Origin of the sequence: Serratia sp. K-E0102 (assembly GCF_029962625.1) — a bacterium.
In the GTDB taxonomy this organism is placed as follows: Bacteria; Pseudomonadota; Gammaproteobacteria; order Enterobacterales; family Enterobacteriaceae; genus Serratia; species Serratia sarumanii.
The window spans coordinates 745,888-765,219 of the sequence record NZ_CP124754.1 but is presented as its reverse complement, the minus strand read 5'-3'; the positions used below and the strand labels follow the sequence as shown (position 1 = coordinate 765,219).

The 19,332-nt window shown below is 62.2% G+C and carries 16 protein-coding genes; 7 read left to right on the top strand and 9 right to left on the bottom strand.

Features of this window, described 5'->3' with window-relative positions:
* Nucleotides 1-174: 174 nt before the first annotated feature.
* From mazG to rlmD, 3 genes are all read right to left on the bottom strand, one after another.
* Nucleotides 175-969: a nucleoside triphosphate pyrophosphohydrolase gene (mazG, locus tag SSARUM2_RS03460; protein WP_060452769.1), complete on the bottom strand. Its 795-nt coding sequence runs from the start codon at nucleotides 967-969 to the stop codon at nucleotides 175-177.
* A 102-nt stretch (nucleotides 970-1,071) separates the two neighbouring features.
* On the bottom strand, nucleotides 1,072-3,303 hold the full coding sequence (gene relA, locus SSARUM2_RS03455; protein ID WP_033637137.1) for a GTP diphosphokinase: 2,232 nt from the start codon (nucleotides 3,301-3,303) through the stop codon (nucleotides 1,072-1,074).
* A gap of 9 nt (nucleotides 3,304-3,312) precedes the next feature.
* On the bottom strand, nucleotides 3,313-4,662 hold the full coding sequence (rlmD, locus tag SSARUM2_RS03450) for a 23S rRNA (uracil(1939)-C(5))-methyltransferase RlmD (RefSeq protein WP_060452770.1): 1,350 nt from the start codon (nucleotides 4,660-4,662) through the stop codon (nucleotides 3,313-3,315).
* A 66-nt stretch (nucleotides 4,663-4,728) separates the two neighbouring features.
* Here rlmD and barA point away from each other — a divergent pair, with 66 nt between their 5' ends.
* On the top strand, nucleotides 4,729-7,455 hold the full coding sequence (gene barA, locus SSARUM2_RS03445; protein ID WP_120150917.1) for a two-component sensor histidine kinase BarA: 2,727 nt from the start codon (nucleotides 4,729-4,731) through the stop codon (nucleotides 7,453-7,455).
* Nucleotides 7,456-7,520: 65 nt separating this feature from the next.
* Here the strand turns inward: barA and degP are convergent, their stop codons facing one another.
* The gene (gene degP / locus SSARUM2_RS03440; RefSeq protein ID WP_033649228.1) at nucleotides 7,521-8,960 is read right to left on the bottom strand and encodes a serine endoprotease DegP; all 1,440 of its coding nucleotides are present in this window, start codon (nucleotides 8,958-8,960) and stop codon (nucleotides 7,521-7,523) included.
* A 180-nt stretch (nucleotides 8,961-9,140) separates the two neighbouring features.
* Complete coding sequence (dgt, locus tag SSARUM2_RS03435; RefSeq protein ID WP_033649226.1) at nucleotides 9,141-10,658, bottom strand: dGTPase; 1,518 nt, start codon at nucleotides 10,656-10,658, stop codon at nucleotides 9,141-9,143.
* A 129-nt stretch (nucleotides 10,659-10,787) separates the two neighbouring features.
* Here dgt and mtnN point away from each other — a divergent pair, with 129 nt between their 5' ends.
* The 4 genes from mtnN to SSARUM2_RS03415 all read left to right on the top strand — a co-directional run bounded on the left by mtnN (nucleotide 10,788) and on the right by SSARUM2_RS03415 (nucleotide 13,357).
* Entirely contained in the window at nucleotides 10,788-11,489 is a 702-nt protein-coding gene (gene mtnN / locus SSARUM2_RS03430) for a 5'-methylthioadenosine/S-adenosylhomocysteine nucleosidase (protein ID WP_033637132.1), read from the top strand.
* Nucleotides 11,490-11,511: 22 nt separating this feature from the next.
* Nucleotides 11,512-12,297: a vitamin B12 ABC transporter substrate-binding protein BtuF gene (gene btuF / locus SSARUM2_RS03425; RefSeq protein ID WP_060452845.1), complete on the top strand. Its 786-nt coding sequence runs from the start codon at nucleotides 11,512-11,514 to the stop codon at nucleotides 12,295-12,297.
* Nucleotides 12,297-12,911 carry a TRIC cation channel family protein gene (locus SSARUM2_RS03420; protein ID WP_033637131.1) on the top strand — a complete coding sequence of 205 codons (615 nt, stop codon included), beginning with the start codon at nucleotides 12,297-12,299 and terminating at the stop codon, nucleotides 12,909-12,911. The genes btuF and SSARUM2_RS03420 overlap by 1 nt, the downstream gene beginning before the upstream one ends.
* Before the next feature lie 200 nt (nucleotides 12,912-13,111).
* Nucleotides 13,112-13,357 carry a hypothetical protein gene (locus tag SSARUM2_RS03415; RefSeq protein ID WP_072270130.1) on the top strand — a complete coding sequence of 82 codons (246 nt, stop codon included), beginning with the start codon at nucleotides 13,112-13,114 and terminating at the stop codon, nucleotides 13,355-13,357.
* A gap of 56 nt (nucleotides 13,358-13,413) precedes the next feature.
* On the opposite strand, the gene erpA is transcribed toward SSARUM2_RS03415, so the two are convergent.
* Nucleotides 13,414-13,758, bottom strand: a complete 345-nt coding sequence (erpA, locus tag SSARUM2_RS03410) for an iron-sulfur cluster insertion protein ErpA (RefSeq protein ID WP_004932708.1) — start codon at nucleotides 13,756-13,758, stop codon at nucleotides 13,414-13,416.
* An 89-nt stretch (nucleotides 13,759-13,847) separates the two neighbouring features.
* A complete protein-coding gene (gene clcA / locus SSARUM2_RS03405) occupies nucleotides 13,848-15,287 on the bottom strand; it encodes a H(+)/Cl(-) exchange transporter ClcA (protein ID WP_033637129.1) in 1,440 nt (479 codons plus the stop codon).
* 174 nt (nucleotides 15,288-15,461) lie between these two features.
* On the opposite strand from clcA, the gene hemL reads away from it, so the two are divergent.
* Complete coding sequence (gene hemL / locus SSARUM2_RS03400; protein ID WP_060452771.1) at nucleotides 15,462-16,751, top strand: glutamate-1-semialdehyde 2,1-aminomutase; 1,290 nt, start codon at nucleotides 15,462-15,464, stop codon at nucleotides 16,749-16,751.
* A 60-nt stretch (nucleotides 16,752-16,811) separates the two neighbouring features.
* On the opposite strand, the gene ampE is transcribed toward hemL, so the two are convergent.
* Complete coding sequence (gene ampE / locus SSARUM2_RS03395) at nucleotides 16,812-17,666, bottom strand: beta-lactamase regulator AmpE (RefSeq protein ID WP_025301586.1); 855 nt, start codon at nucleotides 17,664-17,666, stop codon at nucleotides 16,812-16,814.
* Entirely contained in the window at nucleotides 17,666-18,262 is a 597-nt protein-coding gene (gene ampD / locus SSARUM2_RS03390; RefSeq protein WP_039568845.1) for a 1,6-anhydro-N-acetylmuramyl-L-alanine amidase AmpD, read from the bottom strand. Before ampD ends, ampE begins: the two co-directional genes overlap by 1 nt.
* Nucleotides 18,263-18,346: 84 nt before the next feature.
* Here ampD and nadC point away from each other — a divergent pair, with 84 nt between their 5' ends.
* Complete coding sequence (gene nadC, locus SSARUM2_RS03385) at nucleotides 18,347-19,237, top strand: carboxylating nicotinate-nucleotide diphosphorylase (protein ID WP_019455086.1); 891 nt, start codon at nucleotides 18,347-18,349, stop codon at nucleotides 19,235-19,237.
* Nucleotides 19,238-19,332 lie beyond the last annotated feature (95 nt).

Here is a 19,332-nt window from a genome sequence, read left to right as displayed (position 1 = left end):
AAGAGTTAGCAGAGAAAATTTCTTTTTACCGCCCCTCAGGAGCGATAAAACGCCTTAGATTTCAGTTTGTTGCCCTTTTGCCGCCGCCGGCAGCCATGCGCCTGTGACCTGACTGAAAGCTTAACCGTTTCAGCTCGGGCGAACCTTGTCGGCGATCAACATTGTCGCGGCGATTCAGCTTTCCTGACGTTTCACCTGTTGCCAGGCGTCTTCCATCTGCTCGAGCGTGGCGTCTTCAAGCCGCAGCCCGCTTTGCTGGACAATCTCTTCCACCTGGCGGAAGCGGCGCTCGAACTTGCGGTTCGCCGCCTGCAGCGCGTTCTCCGCCTTGTGGCCTAAATGGCGCGACAGGTTCACCGTGGCGAACAGCAGATCGCCGATCTCCTCTTCCAGCTTGCTCTCGTCGACCACCGCCTGGCGGGCTTCGTGCATCACTTCGTCGATCTCTTCGTACACTTTGTCCAGTACCGGCCCCAGGGTGTTCCAGTCGAAGCCGACCGAGGCACAGCGTTTCTGGATCTTGTGCGCTTTCATCAACGCCGGCAGCGCCTGCGGAATGTCGTCCAGCACCGAGTGCAGCGCTTTTTCGGCGCGCTCGCCGGCCTTCAGCTGCTCCCAGCGCGCCGCCACGGCTTCGCTGTCTCCGCCCTCGGCGTCGCCGAAAATGTGCGGGTGACGCCGCTCCAGCTTGTCGCTGATGGCGGTGCACACCTCATCGAAATCGAACAGCCCCTGCTCCTGCCCCATCTGGGCGTAAAACACCACCTGAAACAGCAAGTCGCCCAGCTCGTCGCGCAAATCGGCATAGTCCTGCCGCTCGATGGCGTCCAGCACTTCGTAAGTCTCTTCCAGCGTATAAGGCGCAATGGTGGCGAAGGTTTGCTTGCGGTCCCACGAGCAACCGATCTGCGGGTCGCGCAGCGTTTTCATGATGTTCAGCAGACGCTGCAGCGGAGTGGATTGGGTCATAAAAAATCTCTGAGAAAGCATGGGGGCGCAGGGGAGCGCCCGCCGAATTCATGGATTTCGGGCCGCATCCGCTATCGATACGGCCCGAAAGGCGATGTGGGCTTAGTTGCCGTGCAGACGCTTGGCGTCTATCACGTCCGGCAGCTGGTTCAGCTTCGCCAGCACCCGGCTCAGCACCTGCTGGTTGTAGATTTCGATATCCATGTCGATGGTGGCCAACTGCTTCTTGGTGTCGCTGCGGCTGGCGACGCCCAGTACGTTGACCTTTTCGTTGGCCAGAATGGTGGTAATGTCGCGCAGCAGCCCGCTGCGATCGTTGGCCATCACGCGCACCACCAGCGAATAACCGCTGGAGTAGCTTTCACCCCATACCGCGTCGACGATGCGCTCCGGCGCGTGCGATTGCAGATCGACCAGCTGATCGCAGTCCGCCCGGTGGATCGAAATACCGCGCCCCTGGGTGATAAAGCCGACGATGTCGTCGCCCGGGATCGGCTGGCAGCAGCGGGCGATGTGGTGCATCAGGTTGCCCACGCCCTCCACCACCACCCGGCCATTGTCCTTGTTGCGGGCCGGCGGCGGCGCTTTCTGCTGCACCAGCTGGCGCAGCGCCTCGCGATCCTGCTCTTCGGCGCTCGGCTTGTTGAACTTGCCCTGCAGGTAATTCACCATCTGGTTCAGGCGAATGTCCCCACCGCCGATCGCCGCCAACACCTCGTCCAGCGAGTTCATGTTGTAGCGCGGGATCAACAGCTTCTCGGCCTCTTTCAGGCTGATGCCGAGATGCTCCAGTTCGTTGTCCAGCATCTGACGACCGGCGAGGATGTTCTTGTCGCGATCCTGCTTGCGGAACCAGTTATGGATCTTCGAGCGCCCGCGGCTGGTGGTGACATAGCCCAGGTTCGGGTTCAGCCAGTCGCGGCTCGGGTTCGGCTGCTTCTGGGTGATGATCTCAATCTGATCGCCCATCTTCAGCTGATAGGTAAACGGCACGATGCGGCCGCCGATCTTGGCGCCGATGCAACGGTGACCGACGTCGCTGTGAATGTGGTAAGCGAAATCGAGCGGCGTGGAGCCGGCCGGCAGATCCACCACGTCGCCTTTCGGCGTAAACACATACACCCGATCGTCGAACACCTGGCTGCGCACTTCGTCGAGCATCTCGCCGGAGTCCGCCATTTCTTCCTGCCAGGCGATGAGCTTGCGCAGCCAGGCGATGCGTTCTTCGTAGCCGGAGCGCACGGTCACGCCCGCGCCCTCTTTGTACTTCCAGTGCGCGGCTACGCCCAGCTCGGCGTCTTCATGCATTTGCCGCGTGCGGATCTGAATCTCGACGGTTTTGCCGCGCGGCCCCAGCACCACGGTGTGGATCGACTGGTAGCCGTTGGGTTTCGGGTTGGCGACGTAGTCGTCGAACTCGTCCGGCAGATGGCGGAAGTGGGTATGCACGATACCCAACGCCGCATAGCAATCCTGCAGGCGCTCCGCCACGATGCGCACCGCGCGCACGTCGAACAGTTCGTCGAACGCCAGGTGCTTTTTCTGCATCTTGCGCCAGATGCTGTAGATGTGTTTCGGCCGGCCGTAGATCTCCACCCGAATGCCTTCGCTGGCCATTTCGGCGCGCAGCCCGGCAACGAAATCGTCGATGAACTGTTCGCGATCGATGCGGCGCTCATGCAACAGCTTGGCGATGCGCTTGTATTCTTCCGGATGCAGGTAGCGGAAGCAGAAATCTTCCAGTTCCCACTTCAGCTGGCCGATGCCGAGCCGGTTGGCCAGCGGGGCGTAGATGTTGGAACACTCTTTCGCCGCCAGCACGCGCTCGTCTTCCGGCGCGTCTTTCACCTCGCGCAGGTGAGCGATGCGCTCCGCCAGCTTGATGACCACGCAGCGGAAATCCTCCACCATCGCCAACAGCATGCGGCGCACGTTGTCGACCTGTTCGGAGGCCATCGAATCGTTTTGGGTGGCTTTCAGTTGGCGAATGGCGTCCATGTCGCGCACGCCGTGCACCAGCGCGACAATGCCCTTGCCGAACGCTTCGGTCAGGGTCTCTTCCTGCACGATGCCGGCATCCACCAGCGGGAACAGCAGCGCTGCGCGCATGCTGTCGTTATCCATGCTCAGCGTCGAGAGGATTTCCACCATCTCCAGGCCGCGCCACAGCAGCAGCGAGGCGTCGGGATGGTTTTGGGTCTGCTGCTCACAATAACGCCAGGTTGCGGCCAATCGCTCACATGACTGCGGGTTAGGTAGCCCCAAGCCGGCTATCCACTCATCGAGAGCGAACTCACCTGCCGTATTCAGATGTGCACTTCTTACCGCAACCATAACTTCTCCCTACTTTGCAGCGACCTCTGGCGCGCGCTCGTTGATAAACAGCGCCATTGATTCAAGATGCCCCGTGTGCGGAAACATATCCAACATCCGCACGCGCGCAAGACGATAACCGGCGCTCAACAGCATTTTGCTGTCGCGAGCCAGCGTGGTGGGGTTACAGGAAACATACACCACCCGCGCCGGCGCCAGTTTTACAATGTGTGACATCACCCCGGCCGCACCGGCGCGGGCGGGATCCAGCATCACCTTATCAAACCCTTGTGCTGCCCAAGGTTGCCGCGCAACGTCGTCCTCCAGATTCTCGTGGAAGAACGACGCATTATTCAGCTTATTCTTATGTGCATTATATTGCCCATTCGCTACCAGCGTGGCAACACCTTCGATGCCCACCACCGCAGCGGCGCGGCGCGCCAGCGGCAGGGTAAAATTGCCCATGCCGCAGAACAGGTCCAGCACCCGATCATTGGGTTGAATGTCGAGCCATTCAAGGGCCTGCGCCACCATTTGTTGGTTTACGGCGTCATTGACCTGAATAAAGTCGCGCGGGCTGAAGTCTAAGCGTAGCCCGTCAACCTGATAATACGGCATGTCACCGCACAGTTTTTCCACGCGATCGCTGTCCGGCGCCAGGTAAACGGCGAGGTTTTCCCGCTCGCCAAACGCCAACAGCGCCTGCCGATCCGCCTCTTTCAGCGCGTCGAGATGGCGCAGCACCAGCAGCGGGCCGTTATCCGCCAGCACCAGCTCTACATGCCCCAGCCGCCGTACCGCCTGCAGCCCGCTCAGGCAGGCGCGCACCGGCGCCAGCAGCCGTTCCAGCTCCGGCCGCAGCACCGGGCAGTGCTCCACCGCCACCAGCTCGCTGGAGGCCGCCTGGCGAAAGCCCATCATCAGGCGCTGCAACTTCGGCTGCCACGCCAGGCTCAGGCGGGCGCGACGGCGATAGCCGTATTCCGGGCCGGCGATCACCGGCTCCTGCTGCGGGGTCACCCCGGTTTCGCGGGCGATCATGCGCACCAGCGCCGCCGCCTTGCTCTGCTGTTGCAGCGCCTCATCCGCATGCTGCTGCTGGCAGCCGCCGCACACGCCGAAATGCGGGCAGCGCGGCGCCACCCGCTGTGGGCTGCGGCTCAGCAGGCGTTTTAGCTTGCCTTTGGCGAACTGGCGCTTGTCTTCGGTCAGCTGGATTTCCGCCTGCTCGCCCGGCAATACGCCCGGCACGAACACCGCTTTGCCGTCGTAGCGCGCCACGCCCTGGCCGAAAGGATCGAGATCGCTCACCGTCACGGTGAAGATTTGTGAGCTCTGCCGGGTCGTCACGCGGCGTTTGGGAGAGTAGAATTGCGCCATATTTGTCGATTGTGTGCTGGTTCATTAAGCTAGTGTCAGCTGTCAATTCTCCCACATTGGAATCCCATGACCAAATACAGCCTGCGTGCGCGCATGATGATCCTGATTCTGGCCCCGACCTTGCTGATTGGTTTGCTGCTCAGCACCTTCTTCGTGGTGCACCGCTATAACGAGCTGCAGGAGCAACTGGTCGACGCCGGCGCCAGCATCATCGAGCCGCTGGCGGTGGCCAGCGAGTACGGCATGACGTTCCGCAGCCGCGAATCAGTCAGGCAGTTGGTCAGTCTGTTGCACCGCCGCCATTCGGACATCGTGCGTTCGATCACCGTGTTCGATGCGCAGAACAATTTGTTCGTCACCTCCAATTATCACCACAACTTCGCTCAGCTGCAGCTGCCGAAAGGCGTGCCGTTGCCCACTGAGCTGATGCTCACCCGACGCGGCGATTCGCTGATCCTGCGCACGCCGATCCTGTCGGAAAGCCAGTATCCGGATGAAACCGCCGACGGCGGCAGCCACCCCGACAACAACCTGGGCTATGTGGCGATCGAGCTGGATCTGCAGTCGGTGCGGCTGCAGCAATATAAAGAGGTGTTCGTCTCCACCCTGCTGCTGTTGCTGTGCATGTGCATCGCCATCCTGTTCGCTTACCGGCTGATGCGCGACGTGACCGGCCCGATCCGCAACATGGTGAATACCGTCGACCGTATCCGCCGCGGCCAGCTCGACAGCCGCGTGGAGGGCTACATGCTCGGCGAGCTGCACATGCTGAAGAACGGCATCAACTCGATGGCGATGTCGCTCACCGCCTATCACGAAGAGATGCAGCAGAACATCGATCAGGCCACCTCCGACCTGCGTGAAACGCTGGAGCAAATGGAAATTCAGAACGTCGAGCTGGATCTGGCGAAAAAACGCGCGCAGGAAGCGGCGCGCATCAAGTCCGAATTCCTGGCCAACATGTCGCACGAGCTGCGCACCCCGCTCAACGGCGTAATCGGCTTCACCCGCCAGATGCTGAAAACCGATTTGAGCACGACCCAGACCGACTATTTGCAGACCATCGAACGCTCGGCCAACAACCTGCTGACCATCATCAACGACGTGCTGGACTTCTCCAAGCTGGAGGCCGGCAAGCTGGTGCTGGAGCATATTCCGTTCGCCCTGCGTGAAACGCTGGACGAAGTGGTGGTGCTGCTGGCGCCCAGCGCCCACGATAAGGGGCTGGAGCTGACGCTGGATGTGCACAACGACGTGCCGGAGCAGGTGATCGGCGACTCGCTGCGCCTGCAGCAAATCATCACCAACCTGCTGGGCAACGCCATCAAGTTCACCGAAACCGGCAATATCGATATTCGCGTCGAGCTGCGCAAACGGCTGGATCGCCGGGTGGAAGTGGAAGTGCAGATCCACGACACCGGCATCGGCATCTCCGAACGCCAGCAGTCGCAGCTGTTCCAGGCGTTTCGTCAGGCGGACGCCAGCATCTCCCGCCGCCACGGCGGCACCGGGCTGGGGCTGGTGATCACGCAAAAACTGGTGAAAGAGATGGGGGGCGATATCTGCTTCCACAGCCAGTTGAACCGCGGCTCGACCTTCTGGTTCCACATCACGCTGGATCTGAACGAGGGCATGCTGTCGCTGGCGCCGAGCCTGCCGGATCTGAACGGCAAAACGCTGGCCTATATCGAGTCCAACCCGACGGCGGCGCAGGCGACGCTCAACATGCTCAGCGTCACGCAGCTGGTGATCACCCACTCGCCGACGCTGGCCCAGCTGCCGCCAGGCCACTATGACTTCCTGCTGGCCGGCGTGCCCATCCCGTTCCGCGCCAATATGGCGCAGCACGAGGACAAATTGCTGGCCTCGCTGAAGCTGGCCGATCGGGTGATTCTGGCGCTGCCGTGCCAGGCGCAGATCGACGCCGAGCTGCTCAAGCAACAAGGCGCGCTCGGCTGCCTGATCAAACCGATCACCAGCACCCGGTTGTTCCCGCTGCTTAGGATGGAGACACCGACACGCCTCACCGCGCCGCCTGAGCGTAAACGCCTGCCGCTGACGGTGATGGCGGTTGACGACAACCCGGCCAACCTGAAGCTGATCGGCACGCTGCTGGGGGAACAGGTAGAAAAAACCCTGCTGTGCGAGAGCGGCGAGGAAGCGCTGGCGCTGGCGCGCGACAACGTGCTGGATCTGATCCTGATGGACATTCAGATGCCGAAGATGGACGGCATTCACGCCAGCGAGCTGATCCGCCAACTGCCGCATCACAACTCCACGCCGATCGTCGCCGTTACCGCCCATGCCGCCAGCGGCGAGCGCGAGCACCTGCTGCAGGCCGGGATGGACGACTATCTGGCCAAGCCGATCGACGAGAAAATGCTGACCCGCGTGCTGTCGCGCTACCACAGCGGCGACGTGGAAAACGCCGTCGCCGACGACGCGCCGCTGTCGCTCGACTGGCCGCTGGCGCTGCGTCAGGCGGCCAATAAACCGGATCTGGCGCGCGATCTGCTGCAAATGCTGCTCGATTTCCTGCCGCAGGTGCGCGAGCGGGTGCAAGCGCTGCTCGACGGCCAGCATGACGACGAGATCCTCGATCTGGTCCATAAGCTGCACGGCAGCTGCAGCTACAGCGGCGTGCCGCGCCTCAAGCAGTTGTGTTTCTACCTCGAGCGGCAGCTGCGCCAGGGCGTCACCAACGACGAGCTGGAGCCGGAGTGGCTGGAGCTGTTGGATGAGATTGAACTGGTGATCCACGCGGCGCGCGCGCATCTGACGCAACCGGCCTGAATCCTCAGGCCATAACGCAAAAAGGCACGCCGCAGCGTGCCTTTCTTTTTAACGCCAGACGCCTATCACTGCGCCAGCAGGTACAGCTGGCTTTCGCCGCGCTGGATATTCAACGCCAGCACCGACGGCTTGCTGTCGAGGATTTTACGCAGCTCGCCCAGGTTCTGGATCGGCTGCTGGTTCACGCCCAGGATCACATCGCCCTTTTTCAGGCCGATACGCGCCGCGGCGCTGCCGGCTTTCACGCTGTCGACCTTGACGCCCTTCACATTGCCGACCTGGGTGTTGCTCAGCTCGGCGCCTTCGATGCCGGTGTAGATATTGCCCGAGGCCACCTGAGTCTGCGCGCTTTGCTCCAGCGTGACGTCAATCGTCACCGGTTTGCCGTCGCGAATAATGCCCAGCGACATCTTGCTGCCGACCGGCAGCGTGCCGATCTCCGCCCGGAACGAGGCGAAGCTGGAGATGGCCTTGCCGTTCATGGTGACGATCACGTCGCCGGCCTTGATGCCCGCCTTCGCGGCGGAAGACTTCGGCATCACCTGGCTGACGAAGGCCCCGCGCTGCGCGTCGACCTTCATCGCCTTGGCCAGCTCAGAGTTCAGCTCGGTGCCCATGATGCCCAGCTCGCCGCGTTTCACCTGGCCATATTCGACCATTTGCGCCGTCAGGTTTTTCACCATGTTGCTCGGAATGGCGAAGCCGATACCGATGTTGCCGCCGTCCGGCGCCAGGATCGCGGTGTTGATGCCGATCAGCTCGCCGTTCAGGTTAACCAGCGCGCCGCCGGAGTTACCGCGGTTGATCGCCGCATCGGTCTGGATGAAGTTTTCATAGTTTTCGATGTTCAGGCCGCTGCGCCCCAGGGCGGATACGATGCCCGAAGTGGCGGTTTCACCCAGCCCGTACGGGTTGCCGATCGCCACGGTGTAATCGCCGACGCGCAGCTGATCGGAATCCGCCATCTTGATCGCCGTCAGATTCTTGAAGTCTTTCAGCTGGATCAACGCGATATCGGAACGCGGATCCTTGCCGATCACCTTGGCGTCGAAACGGCGGCCGTCGCTCAGCTGCACCTGGATCTTGTTGGCGTTGTCCACCACGTGGTTATTGGTCACCACATAGCCCTTGGCGGCATCGATGACCACCCCGGCGCCCAGCGCCTGGAATTTCTGCTGCGTGCCCTGCGGCTGGCCATCCGGCCCTGGCTGTTCGCCGCCCTGACACATCGGCGAGCCCTGGAACGGCGAGCCGTCCTGGCAGAACGGTGAATCTTCGCCGAAGAACTGTTGGAACTGCTGCGGCATGCGCGGCGTATTGACCGTGGTGCTGCCCTCAACGTTAATGCTCACCACGGAAGGCATCACCTTTTCCAGCATCGGCGCCAGGCTCGGCAGCTGTTGGGTGTTGGAAGAGGCGGTTTCAGCGGCGCTGGCCGTGACCGGGCCCATCGCCATACCGATACTGAATGCCAGTGCGCTCAGAACTAATGCGGTTTTTTTCATCTGTGTGTCTCTTATAAAGTCGTTCAAAAAGAATGGCCGTCTTGCGTGCTTATTCAGAGTTAATTAATAGCCCGAAGTTCCGGCACAGATGATTGGCAATAGTAAACAAATATTGTCCGTCTTTACAAAAGTCGAGACAGCCAACCGGTTGGAATTGCTGACAATTATTCTTCAGTTGAATTATTCCGCCGCCATTAATCGACGATATTCATCATAGGCGTAAAGGTCGGTCATTCCGCTGATATAGTCCTGCAATAAACGGGCGCGGAAATAATATTCCCGAATGGCTTGCTGCTCCGGCGATAAATGCTGCAGCCCCTCTACCGCCTCCGCATACGCCAGCCGATGCTTGGTGGACAGCTTGTGGAACAGGCGCGTTTCGATCGGGTAAGCGCGGTGGCTGTCCTCGCGCACCAGCTGGCTGAAGTCCGCCAGCGACATCGCCAGCAGCGGGCTGTAAATGTCCAGCAGGCCGCTGATCACCCGGTAGCCTTGCAGCTCGAGCTGCTCGACCTCCGGGTGGTTGAACACGTGCTTGAACGCCACATTTTTAAATATTTTCAGCAGCCGGTACGCCGGGCTGGAATCCTCCAGCAGCGCCTGATTGAAACTGCCCTGATAGACCGCGTCCAGATTGTCGATAAAGCGCTGCGCCGCGTGCGGCACCAGCCGCGCCACGGTAAACACCCGCAGATACATGAAGAACTGATCTTCCGCGCTGCGCCGCGCGCCGCCGCGATCGATCTTGCGAAACGCGCTGGCGACGGTCTTGTCGAACAGATCGCCCGGCGCCACCTCGCCCCACTCCTGAATCAGGTGCTGATACAGCTGCTCGACGGTGAAAATGCTCTTCTCCACCGCGTCTTCCAGATCGGCCACGCAGTACGAGATATCGTCGGCGGCCTCCATGATATAGGTCAGCGGGAAACGATCGAACTCGCCCATGTGCAGCTCGCGCCGCAGCCGATCGACGAAGGCCTCTTCCGCCAGATAGTAGCCGGGCTTTTTCATCAGATAGCTGTGGCTGGCGGGGATGTCGCTCGCCCAGTAGGCCGGGCGGGTGTATTTCAAAATGCAGCCGACCTGCGCGTAGGTCAGGTTGAGCTTCAGCAGGCTGTACACCATGCGGATCGCCTGGGCGTTGCCCTCGAAGTGGCTGAGATCCTGACGGATCCGGCTGCGCAGCCGGTTCAGATCGCTCTCCCCTTCATGCAGGCGCAGCGTCGCCACCTGGCAGCGATCGTGGCTGCCCGGCTCACTGCCGCAGCTGGCGGGATCGAGCCGCTGGGCGAACCAGTCGTTGATCGCCGACTCGCCGAAGTGACCGAACGGCGGGTTGCCGATGTCGTGCATCAGGCAGGCCATTTCCACGATGCTTTCAAACGGATCGAGCAGCCGGGTCAGGCCGAGCTCATCAATTCTCCCCGCCTGTTTGAAGCGGTTGAGGATCTCTTTGGCGATGTGGCGCCCGACCTGCTGCACCTCCATCGAGTGCGTCAGGCGGCTGCGCACCGCCGCGTTGCGCTCCAGCGGAAACACCTGGGTTTTTTGCTGCAGACGGCGAATGGCGGCCGAGTTGACGATGCGCCCGCGATCGCTCTCGAACTGCCGCACGATGTCGTACTCTTCCTCGGCCTCGATCGGTTTGCTGAAAGGCCGTTGGAAGCTGATTTTTTGCTTGAAGTCGATCCCGGACATCTGTTTCTCCGCCGTTGCGCCCTGCCCCCGTGATAACAATTCCCGGCGGCGGATGCAACGCATTATCTCTCTCACACAGCCATGATAGACTATGCCGCAATTCTCACGGCCAATCAGCGAGTGTTATTTATGAAAGTAGGCATCATCGGCGCAATGGAGCAGGAAGTCACCCTGCTGCGCGATCAAATCGAAAACCGTCAAACCATTCAGCGCGCGGGCTGCGAAATCTACACCGGCCAGATCGGCGGCGTTGAGGTGGCCCTGCTGAAATCCGGCATCGGCAAAGTTTCTGCGGCCATGGGCACCACCCTGCTGCTGGAACACTGCAGCCCGGATCTGGTGATCAACACCGGTTCCGCCGGCGGCCTGGCCAGCACCCTGCGCGTGGGCGATATCGTGGTGTCGGAAGAAGTGCGCTACCACGACGCCGACGTCACCGCCTTCGGCTACGAGCCGGGCCAGATGGCCGGCTGCCCGGCGGCGTTCGTCGCCGACGACGCGCTGATCGCGCTGGCGGAAGGCTGCATCAAACAGCTGGATCTGCACGCGGTGCGCGGCCTGATCTGCAGCGGTGACGCCTTCATCAACGGCGCCGAGCCGCTGGCGCGCATTCGCGCCACCTTCCCGCGCGTCGCCGCCGTGGAAATGGAAGCCGCGGCGATCGCCCACGTCTGCCATCTGTTCGGCACGCCGTTCGTGGTGGTGCGCGCCATTTCCGACGTCGCCGACAGCGAGTCGCACATGAGCTTTGACGAGTTCCTGGTGGTAGCGGCCAAGCAGTCCACGCTGATGGTCAACGCCATGCTGCAAACCCTGGCCAAGCGCGGTTGATGTGAGGCTGCGCTTTACCTCGATGCTCTGTTTGTTGGCGCTCTGGCTGGCCATGCCGGCCGGCGCCGCCCAGCGGGTGATCAGCCTGGCGCCCAACGCCACCGAACTCGCCTATGCCGCCGGCATGGGCGATGTGCTGGTGGCGGCGAGCGCCTATTCCGATTATCCGCCGCAGGCCGCCAGGCTGGAGCAGGTGGCCTCCTGGCAGGGCATCAATCTGGAACGGGTGCTGGCGCTCAAGCCAGACCTGATCCTCGCCTGGCGCGGCGGCAATCCGCAGCGCGTGCTGGATCAGCTCGCCGCGTTCGGCATCCCAATTTTCTATGCGGACGCCGACAATCTCGAAGGGATCGCCGGCTTGCTGGATAAGCTGGCGCAATACAGCCCGCACCCGGAGCAGGCGCATCAGGCGGCGGAAGGCCTTCGCCGCCAGTTCGCCGCTCTCAAACAACAGTACGCCGCTAACTCGCCACGGCGCGTGCTGCTGCAGTTCGGTACCCAGCCGCTGTTCACCAGCTCCGGCGCCACATTGCAAAGCCAGGTGCTGGCGCTGTGCGGCGGGCAGAACGTCTTCGCCGACAGCCGCACCCCTTGGCCGCAAATCAGCCGCGAACAGGTGCTGGCGCGTCAGCCGCAGGCCATCGTCATCACCGGCGGCGCGAAAGAAGCCGCCAATGTGAAAGCCTTCTGGGCGCCGCAGCTGCAGGTGCCGGTGATCGCGCTGAACGAAGACTGGTTCAACCGCGGCGGGCCGCGCATCCTGTTGGCGGCGCAGCAGCTGTGCCGCCAGCTGGCGGAGATCCGCTGATGCTGGTGTTCTGGTTGGATATTCTCGGTACGGCGGTGTTCGCCATCTCCGGCGTACTGCTGGCCGGCAAGTTGCGCATGGATCCGTTCGGCGTGCTGGTATTGGGCGTGGTCACCGCGGTCGGCGGCGGCACCATCCGCGACATGGCGCTGGCCAACGGCCCGGTGTTCTGGGTCAAGGATCCCACCGATCTGGTGGTGGCGATGATCACCTGCGTCTTGACGCTGCTGCTGGTGCGCCAGCCGCGCCGTCTGCCGCAGTGGGTGCTGCCGGTGCTGGACGCCGTCGGACTGGCGGTGTTCGTCGGCATCGGCGTCAACAAGGCCTTCGCAGCCGGCACCGGCCCGCTGGTGGCAATCTGCATGGGGGTGATCACCGGCGTCGGCGGCGGCATTATCCGCGACGTGCTGGCGCGCGAGATCCCGATGATCCTGCGCACCGAGATTTACGCCACCGCCTGCATCATCGGCGGCATCGTGCACGCCACGGCGTTTTACACCTTCAGCATGCCGCTGCAACAGGCCATGATGCTGGGCATGATCATCACCCTGGCCATTCGGTTGGCGGCCATCCGCTGGCACCTCAAATTGCCCGCCTTTATTCTCGAACGCTGAGCCGTCGCCCTGTGGAGCGGCGCTTGGCAACGCCGCATTTGGTGATTCATTAGACTAAAAACGGGCTTGGTGGTATTATTTTCACCCAATAAATAGCGTAGTGACGATGTAAAATTCTGTTATCCGCAGGTTAATCCCTTCCCCGCGCTGTTAAACCTTTTTAACTTTTTGCCGATAAGTCATCACAAGATTGCTTACGGATGGCTATTCCCGCAATGATGAAAAAAATTCTGCTTGCATGCTGTGGCACCCTGCTGAGTGGCGCCGCGCATGCCGATGCCGTCAGCGGCCGGATCGGCGTTACTCTGACCATTGAACCGCAATGCGCCGTGCGCCTCGAGGCCGCCGCCCCACGGGCCGAATGCAGCCATGCGGCGGCGCAGCCGAACATTACCCGCCAACCGGCGCTGGAGAACGGGGCGGAAGTGATCCTCGTGGAATGGTAGGCATAAAAAAACCCGCCGGCCGTAAGGCGAGCGGGTTGATATTCTGACAGGCAAACTCAGATGCTGAACGACGAACCGCAACCGCAGGTGGTTTTGGCATTCGGGTTGGTCACCACGAAGCGCGACCCTTCCAGCCCTTCGGTGTAGTCCACCGAACCGCCGACCAGATACTGCAGGCTCATCGGATCGACCACCAGCGCCACGCCCTGCTTCTCGATGGTCATGTCGCCATCGTTGACCTTGTCGTCAAAAGTGAAGCCGTACTGGAATCCGCTGCAGCCGCCGCCGGTAATGTAAACCCGCAGCTTAAGGTTCGGGTTTTCTTCGTCAGCAATCAGGAACTTAACCTTGTTTGCTGCTGCCTCGGTAAATTGCAGGGGCAGTGCCGTTTGATCACTCATACTCTTTACTCCCAACATTGTTCAGCATCAGATCGCTACTATGGCTGCCTGATTAATATTAACGATTATCCGATACCTGAGTGTTGCGTTCAAGTATTCACCGCATTTGTTGTATTTTCCTTACCTGTTTTCTCCGCTGCTTCCCGCGCCAGCTGCGCCTCCTGCCTTTGCAGCGTGCGGGCCAGGATCGACGAATACAGCGGCTTGCCACCGAGCAGCTGCGCCACCACCGTGGCGCCGAGGCAGGTGATGATCATCGGTAAAATGAGTTGGTAGTTGTCGGTCATTTCCAGCACCAGTACGATGCCGGTCAGCGGGGCGCGCACCGTAGCGGCGAACAGCGCCCCCATGCCGGCGATGGCGAAGGTGCCCGCCTCGATGCCGTACTGCGGGAACAGGTGCGCCCCGGCCAGCCCGAAGGCGGTGCCGAACAGCGTGCCCAGCGCCAGCATCGGCGCGAAGATGCCGCCCGGCGCGCCGGAGCCGAAGCACAGCAACGTAGTGAAGATGCGGGTAATAAAGATGAACATCAACATGCCGACGCTGTAATTGCCCGCCGCGGCGATCGGGATCAGCCCAAAGCCGCCGCCCGCCGCCTCCGGCTGGATCAGCCCCAGAATGCCGCACACGCCGCCGAGCAGCCCGCCCATCAGCAAGACATTGCGCATTCTGCCGCCGTGCAAACGCGCGAACATGTCTTGAGTGCGGAAGATCAGCGCGTTGAACCCCACGCCCACCGCGCCGAATATCGCCCCCAGCACCAGATAGAGCCACAGGGTATTGATGGGCGCCGAAGAAAGTTTGTCGACCGCGATCACCGAGCCCTGGCCGTTAAACAGCTGGAACACCACGCTCGACATGATCACGCCGATAAACACCGCTTTAATCGAGATCAGGTTGTAGCGGAACTGCGGCCGCATCTCTTCGATGATGAACAAGATGCCGGCCAGCGGCGCGTTGAACGCAGCGGACAACCCGGCGGCAGCCCCGGTCGCCAGCAGCGTATGACGCGCCTCGGCGCCGCGAATGCGCAGCACGTCCAATACCATGCGCCCGACGTTGCCACCCATTTGCACCGTGGGCCCTTCGCGCCCCAGCACCATGCCCGCCCCCAGCGTGCCCATGCCGCCGATGAATTTCACCGGGATCACGCGCCACCAGCGCACCGGCCGCAGCTCCTCCAGCGCGCCTTCGATCTCCGGAATGCCCGAGCCGCCCGCCTCAGGGGCAAAGCGCCGCACCAGGTAATAGCCCAGCGCCGCCAGCGCGGCGGACAGGATAAACGCCAGCGGCCACACCAGGATCCAGGAGTCGGCGACCTGCGCCAGCGAAGCCAGCCGCTGCTGCTGCACCCACTCCACCGCCTTATCGAAGGCCACGCCGAGCAAACCGGCCAGCGTCCCCACCAGCGCGGCCATCACCAGGATCGCCACCGGCGTTTTATCGCGGCGAATAAACTGACGCACCGCATCGCTGCGGCTAAGACGCGGGCTCAACGTCCCGACTGGCTGTGATTGTGATTCCGTCATCGCGAGTAATTCGTTAGGTAATTTGTAATACAAATAGGCAAGGCGGTTATTCTACCCCAACCCGGCGGCGGGCGCTGCCGTTAATGGTATCTGACTGTGATCGTTTCATAACGCAGCGCTCTCCTCTAGAATAGCGCGGTCAAATCATTCAAAAGAGAATCCAGGAGCCGATTTATGAGCCTACACAGCAAGTCCGAAAGTCTGTACGCCCAGGCGCAACAGTTGATCCCCGGCGGGGTGAACTCTCCGGTGCGTGCATTCACCGGCGTGGGCGGTGTGCCGCTGTTTATCGAGCGGGCAGACGGGGCTTATCTGTTCGATGCCGACGGCAAGGCCTATATCGACTATGTCGGTTCCTGGGGGCCGATGGTGCTGGGGCACAACCACCCGGCGATCCGCGACGCGGTGATCGAAGCGGCGCAGCGCGGCCTGAGCTTCGGCGCGCCGACCGAGATGGAAGTCAAAATGGCGCAGCTGGTCACTGAGCTGGTGCCGACGATGGATATGGTGCGCATGGTGAACTCGGGCACCGAAGCCACCATGAGCGCCATCCGCCTGGCGCGCGGCTACACCAACCGCGACAAAATCATCAAGTTCGAAGGCTGCTACCACGGCCACGCCGACTGCCTGCTGGTGAAAGCCGGTTCCGGCGCGCTGACCCTCGGCCAGCCGAACTCACCGGGCGTGCCGGCAGATTTCGCCAAGCACACCCTGACCTGCACCTATAACGACCTGAATTCGGTGCGGGCCGCCTTCGAGCAGTACCCGTCCGAGATCGCCTGTATCATCGTCGAGCCGGTCGCCGGCAACATGAACTGCGTGCCGCCGCTGCCGGAATTCCTGCCGGGCCTGCGCGCGCTGTGCGACAAGTACGGCGCGCTCTTGATCATCGATGAAGTGATGACCGGCTTCCGCGTGGCGCTGGCCGGCGCACAGTCCTATTACGGCGTCGAGCCGGATCTGACCTGCCTCGGCAAAATCATCGGCGGCGGCATGCCGGTGGGCGCCTTCGGCGGCCGCCGCGACGTGATGGACGCGCTGGCGCCGACCGGCCCGGTCTACCAGGCGGGCACCCTGTCCGGCAACCCGATCGCCATGGCGGCGGGCTATGCCTGCCTGACCGAAGTGTCGCAGGTGGGCGTGCACCAGACGCTGACCGAACTGACCGAGATGCTGGCCGCTGGCCTGCTGCACGCGGCGCAGGAAGAGGATATCCCGCTGGTGGTCAACAACGTCGGCGGCATGTTCGGCCTGTTCTTCACCGACGCGCCGGCGGTCACCTGCTACCAGGACGTGATGCAGTGCGACGTGGAACGCTTCAAGCGCTTCTTCCATCTGATGCTGGAAGAAGGGGTGTATCTGGCGCCGTCCGCCTTCGAAGCGGGCTTCATGTCCGTGGCGCACAGCAAGGAAGACATTCAGCGCACCATCGACGCCGCGCGTCGCTGCTTCGCCAAGCTGTAATCCCGGCCGAATGGCCAAAAAAACGGGCGCCTCGGCGCCCGTTTTGCTTTTCGCTGCCGCTTAAAGCAGCGTGCCGTAAATGGTCAACAGCGCCACCACCACCACGATGATCATCGTCACCTTGCGCGCCAGCGTCACCGCCGCCCGCGGCGTTTGCACCGGATCCATATGCGGATCGCGCGCCAGCGAGAACTGCGCCAACCGCGTCAGCACCTGATACGACGATGAATGCCGATCCCCCAGCGAGGCGAACCAGGCCGGCAGCGCCCGCTCGCCGTGGCCGAACAGCGCATAGGCCACCCCGGCCAAGCGCACCGGGATCCAGTCCAGCCAGTTCAGCAGGTGATCGATGCCCGATTGCGAACGCTCCAGCGGCGTATTGTGGCGCGCCAGCCAGGTTTGATAGGCGCGCAGGAAGGCATATCCCGCCAGCGCGATCGGCCCGTAAGGCCCAAAGACCACGAACCAGAACAGCGGCGCCAGATAATAACGGAAGTTGATCCACAGCAGCGCGTTTTGCAGCTCGCGCAGGCGCAGCTCTTCGCTGCAGTCCACCGGCAAACCGTGGATCAACGCCAGCTCTTCCGCCATCTGATCGCTGGCGTGGGTATCGCCCTGCCGCGCCGCTTTCAGGTAGGCGCGGTAGTGTTTGCGCTTGATGCCGGCGCCGACGCACAGCAGATCGATGACGATCCACAGCAGCAGCGTCACCACGCCGAAGAACAACCCGTGCGACAGCCACAGAACGCCCCAGACGACCACCATCCAGGCGGCGGTCATCGCCAGCGTCTGCGCCAGCGAAACCCGATGCAGCCGCTGAAACACCACTTCGAGACGGTGATCCAGCTGCCAGTGTTCTCCCAGCTTAAACAGGCGCTCCCAGGCCAAAACCAGCAACAGCGTAAACAGCGTCATTAGCGATTCCTCTCCCTTTTTCTTGTCTCAAGCATAGCGTCGGCGGGCGCGCCGCGTTGTTCCAGAGATGCCAGATAGCGATCCCAATCGAACGCCGGCCCGGGATCGGTCTTGCGGCCGGGGGCGATATCGCAATGCCCGGCGATATTGGCCACCAGCGGCGGATAATGTTCGGCCAGCAGCGCGGTGACCGCCTGCAGCGCGCGGTATTGCGCCTCGGTGTAGGGTAACTGATCGGTGCCTTCCAGCTCGATGCCGATGGAGAAATCGTTGCACCGGTCGCGCCCCTGATACAGGGAAACGCCCGCGTGCCAGGCGCGCTGGTCGAAGGGCACGTACTGCACGATCTCCCCGTCGCGGCGGATCAGGCAGTGCGCCGACACCCGCAGCTGATGGATCTCGGCGAAATAGGGGTGCTGCGCGGGATCGAGCGTGCCGGTAAACAGCTGGTCGATATAGGGGCCGCCGAACTCGCCGGGCGGCAGGCTGATGTTGTGGATGACCAGCAGCGACGGCGGCTCGTCATCCGGGCGCCGATCGCAGTGCGGCGAGACCACTCGCGTCACCCCGATAATCCAGCCATTTTCCAACTGCATCAGACACCTCTCTGCGGTGGTACTTATTCCTGCAACAGAGTAGCATGTTCCCCTACGATCTAACCGTCCATTTCGGAGTTTTCCATGCCGACACGCCGCTACAGTGCCGACAGTCGCCGCACCGAGCTTCTTGAACGAATTGAAAGTGATATTCCCTATGCCGTCGCCCAGGCGCTGCGCGAAGACCTGGGGGGTGAAGTCGACGCCGGGCGCGATATTACCGCGCAACTGTTACCGGCGGACAAGCAGGCCGAAGCCACCGTCATCACCCGCGAAGCCGGCGTATTCTGTGGCCGCCGCTGGCTGAATGAGGTCTTTATTCAGCTGGGCAATCAGGTGCAGGTGGAGTGGCTGGTGGCGGACGGCGACCGTCTGACGCCAAACCAACCGCTCTGCCGGCTGCGCGGCCCCGCGCGGGTGATGCTGACCGGCGAGCGCACCGCGCTGAACTTCGTGCAGACGCTCTCCGGCGTGGCGACCGAGGTCAGCCGCTATGTGGCTCTGCTGGAAGGCACCCGGACTCGCCTGCTCGATACCCGCAAAACCCTGCCCGGCCTGCGCACCGCGCTGAAATACGCCGTGCTGTGCGGGGGCGGCAGCAACCACCGGCTGGGCCTGTCCGACGCCTTTCTGATCAAGGAAAACCACATCATCGCCTCCGGCTCTATCAAGAACGCGGTGGAAAAAGCCTTCTGGCTGCACGCCGACGTGCCGGTGGAAGTGGAAGTCGAATCGCTCGATGAACTGCAGCAGGCGCTGGACGCCGGCGCCGACATCATCATGCTGGACAACTTCAGCGTCGAGATGATGCGCCAGGCGGTCGCACAAACCCAGGGCCGCGCCCAGCTGGAAGTATCCGGCAACGTCACCAGTGAGACGCTGCGCACCTTCGCCGAGACCGGCGTGGATTACATTTCAGTCGGCGCGCTGACCAAGCATGTGACCGCGCTCGATCTGTCGATGCGCTTCAAATGATCCCCTCGCCCCCGGCCGCTGCCGGGGGCGTTACCGTAAAATTGCGAAGCCCCTCGCACCCTTTTATTCACCGCTGCAAACAACGTCATTACTGA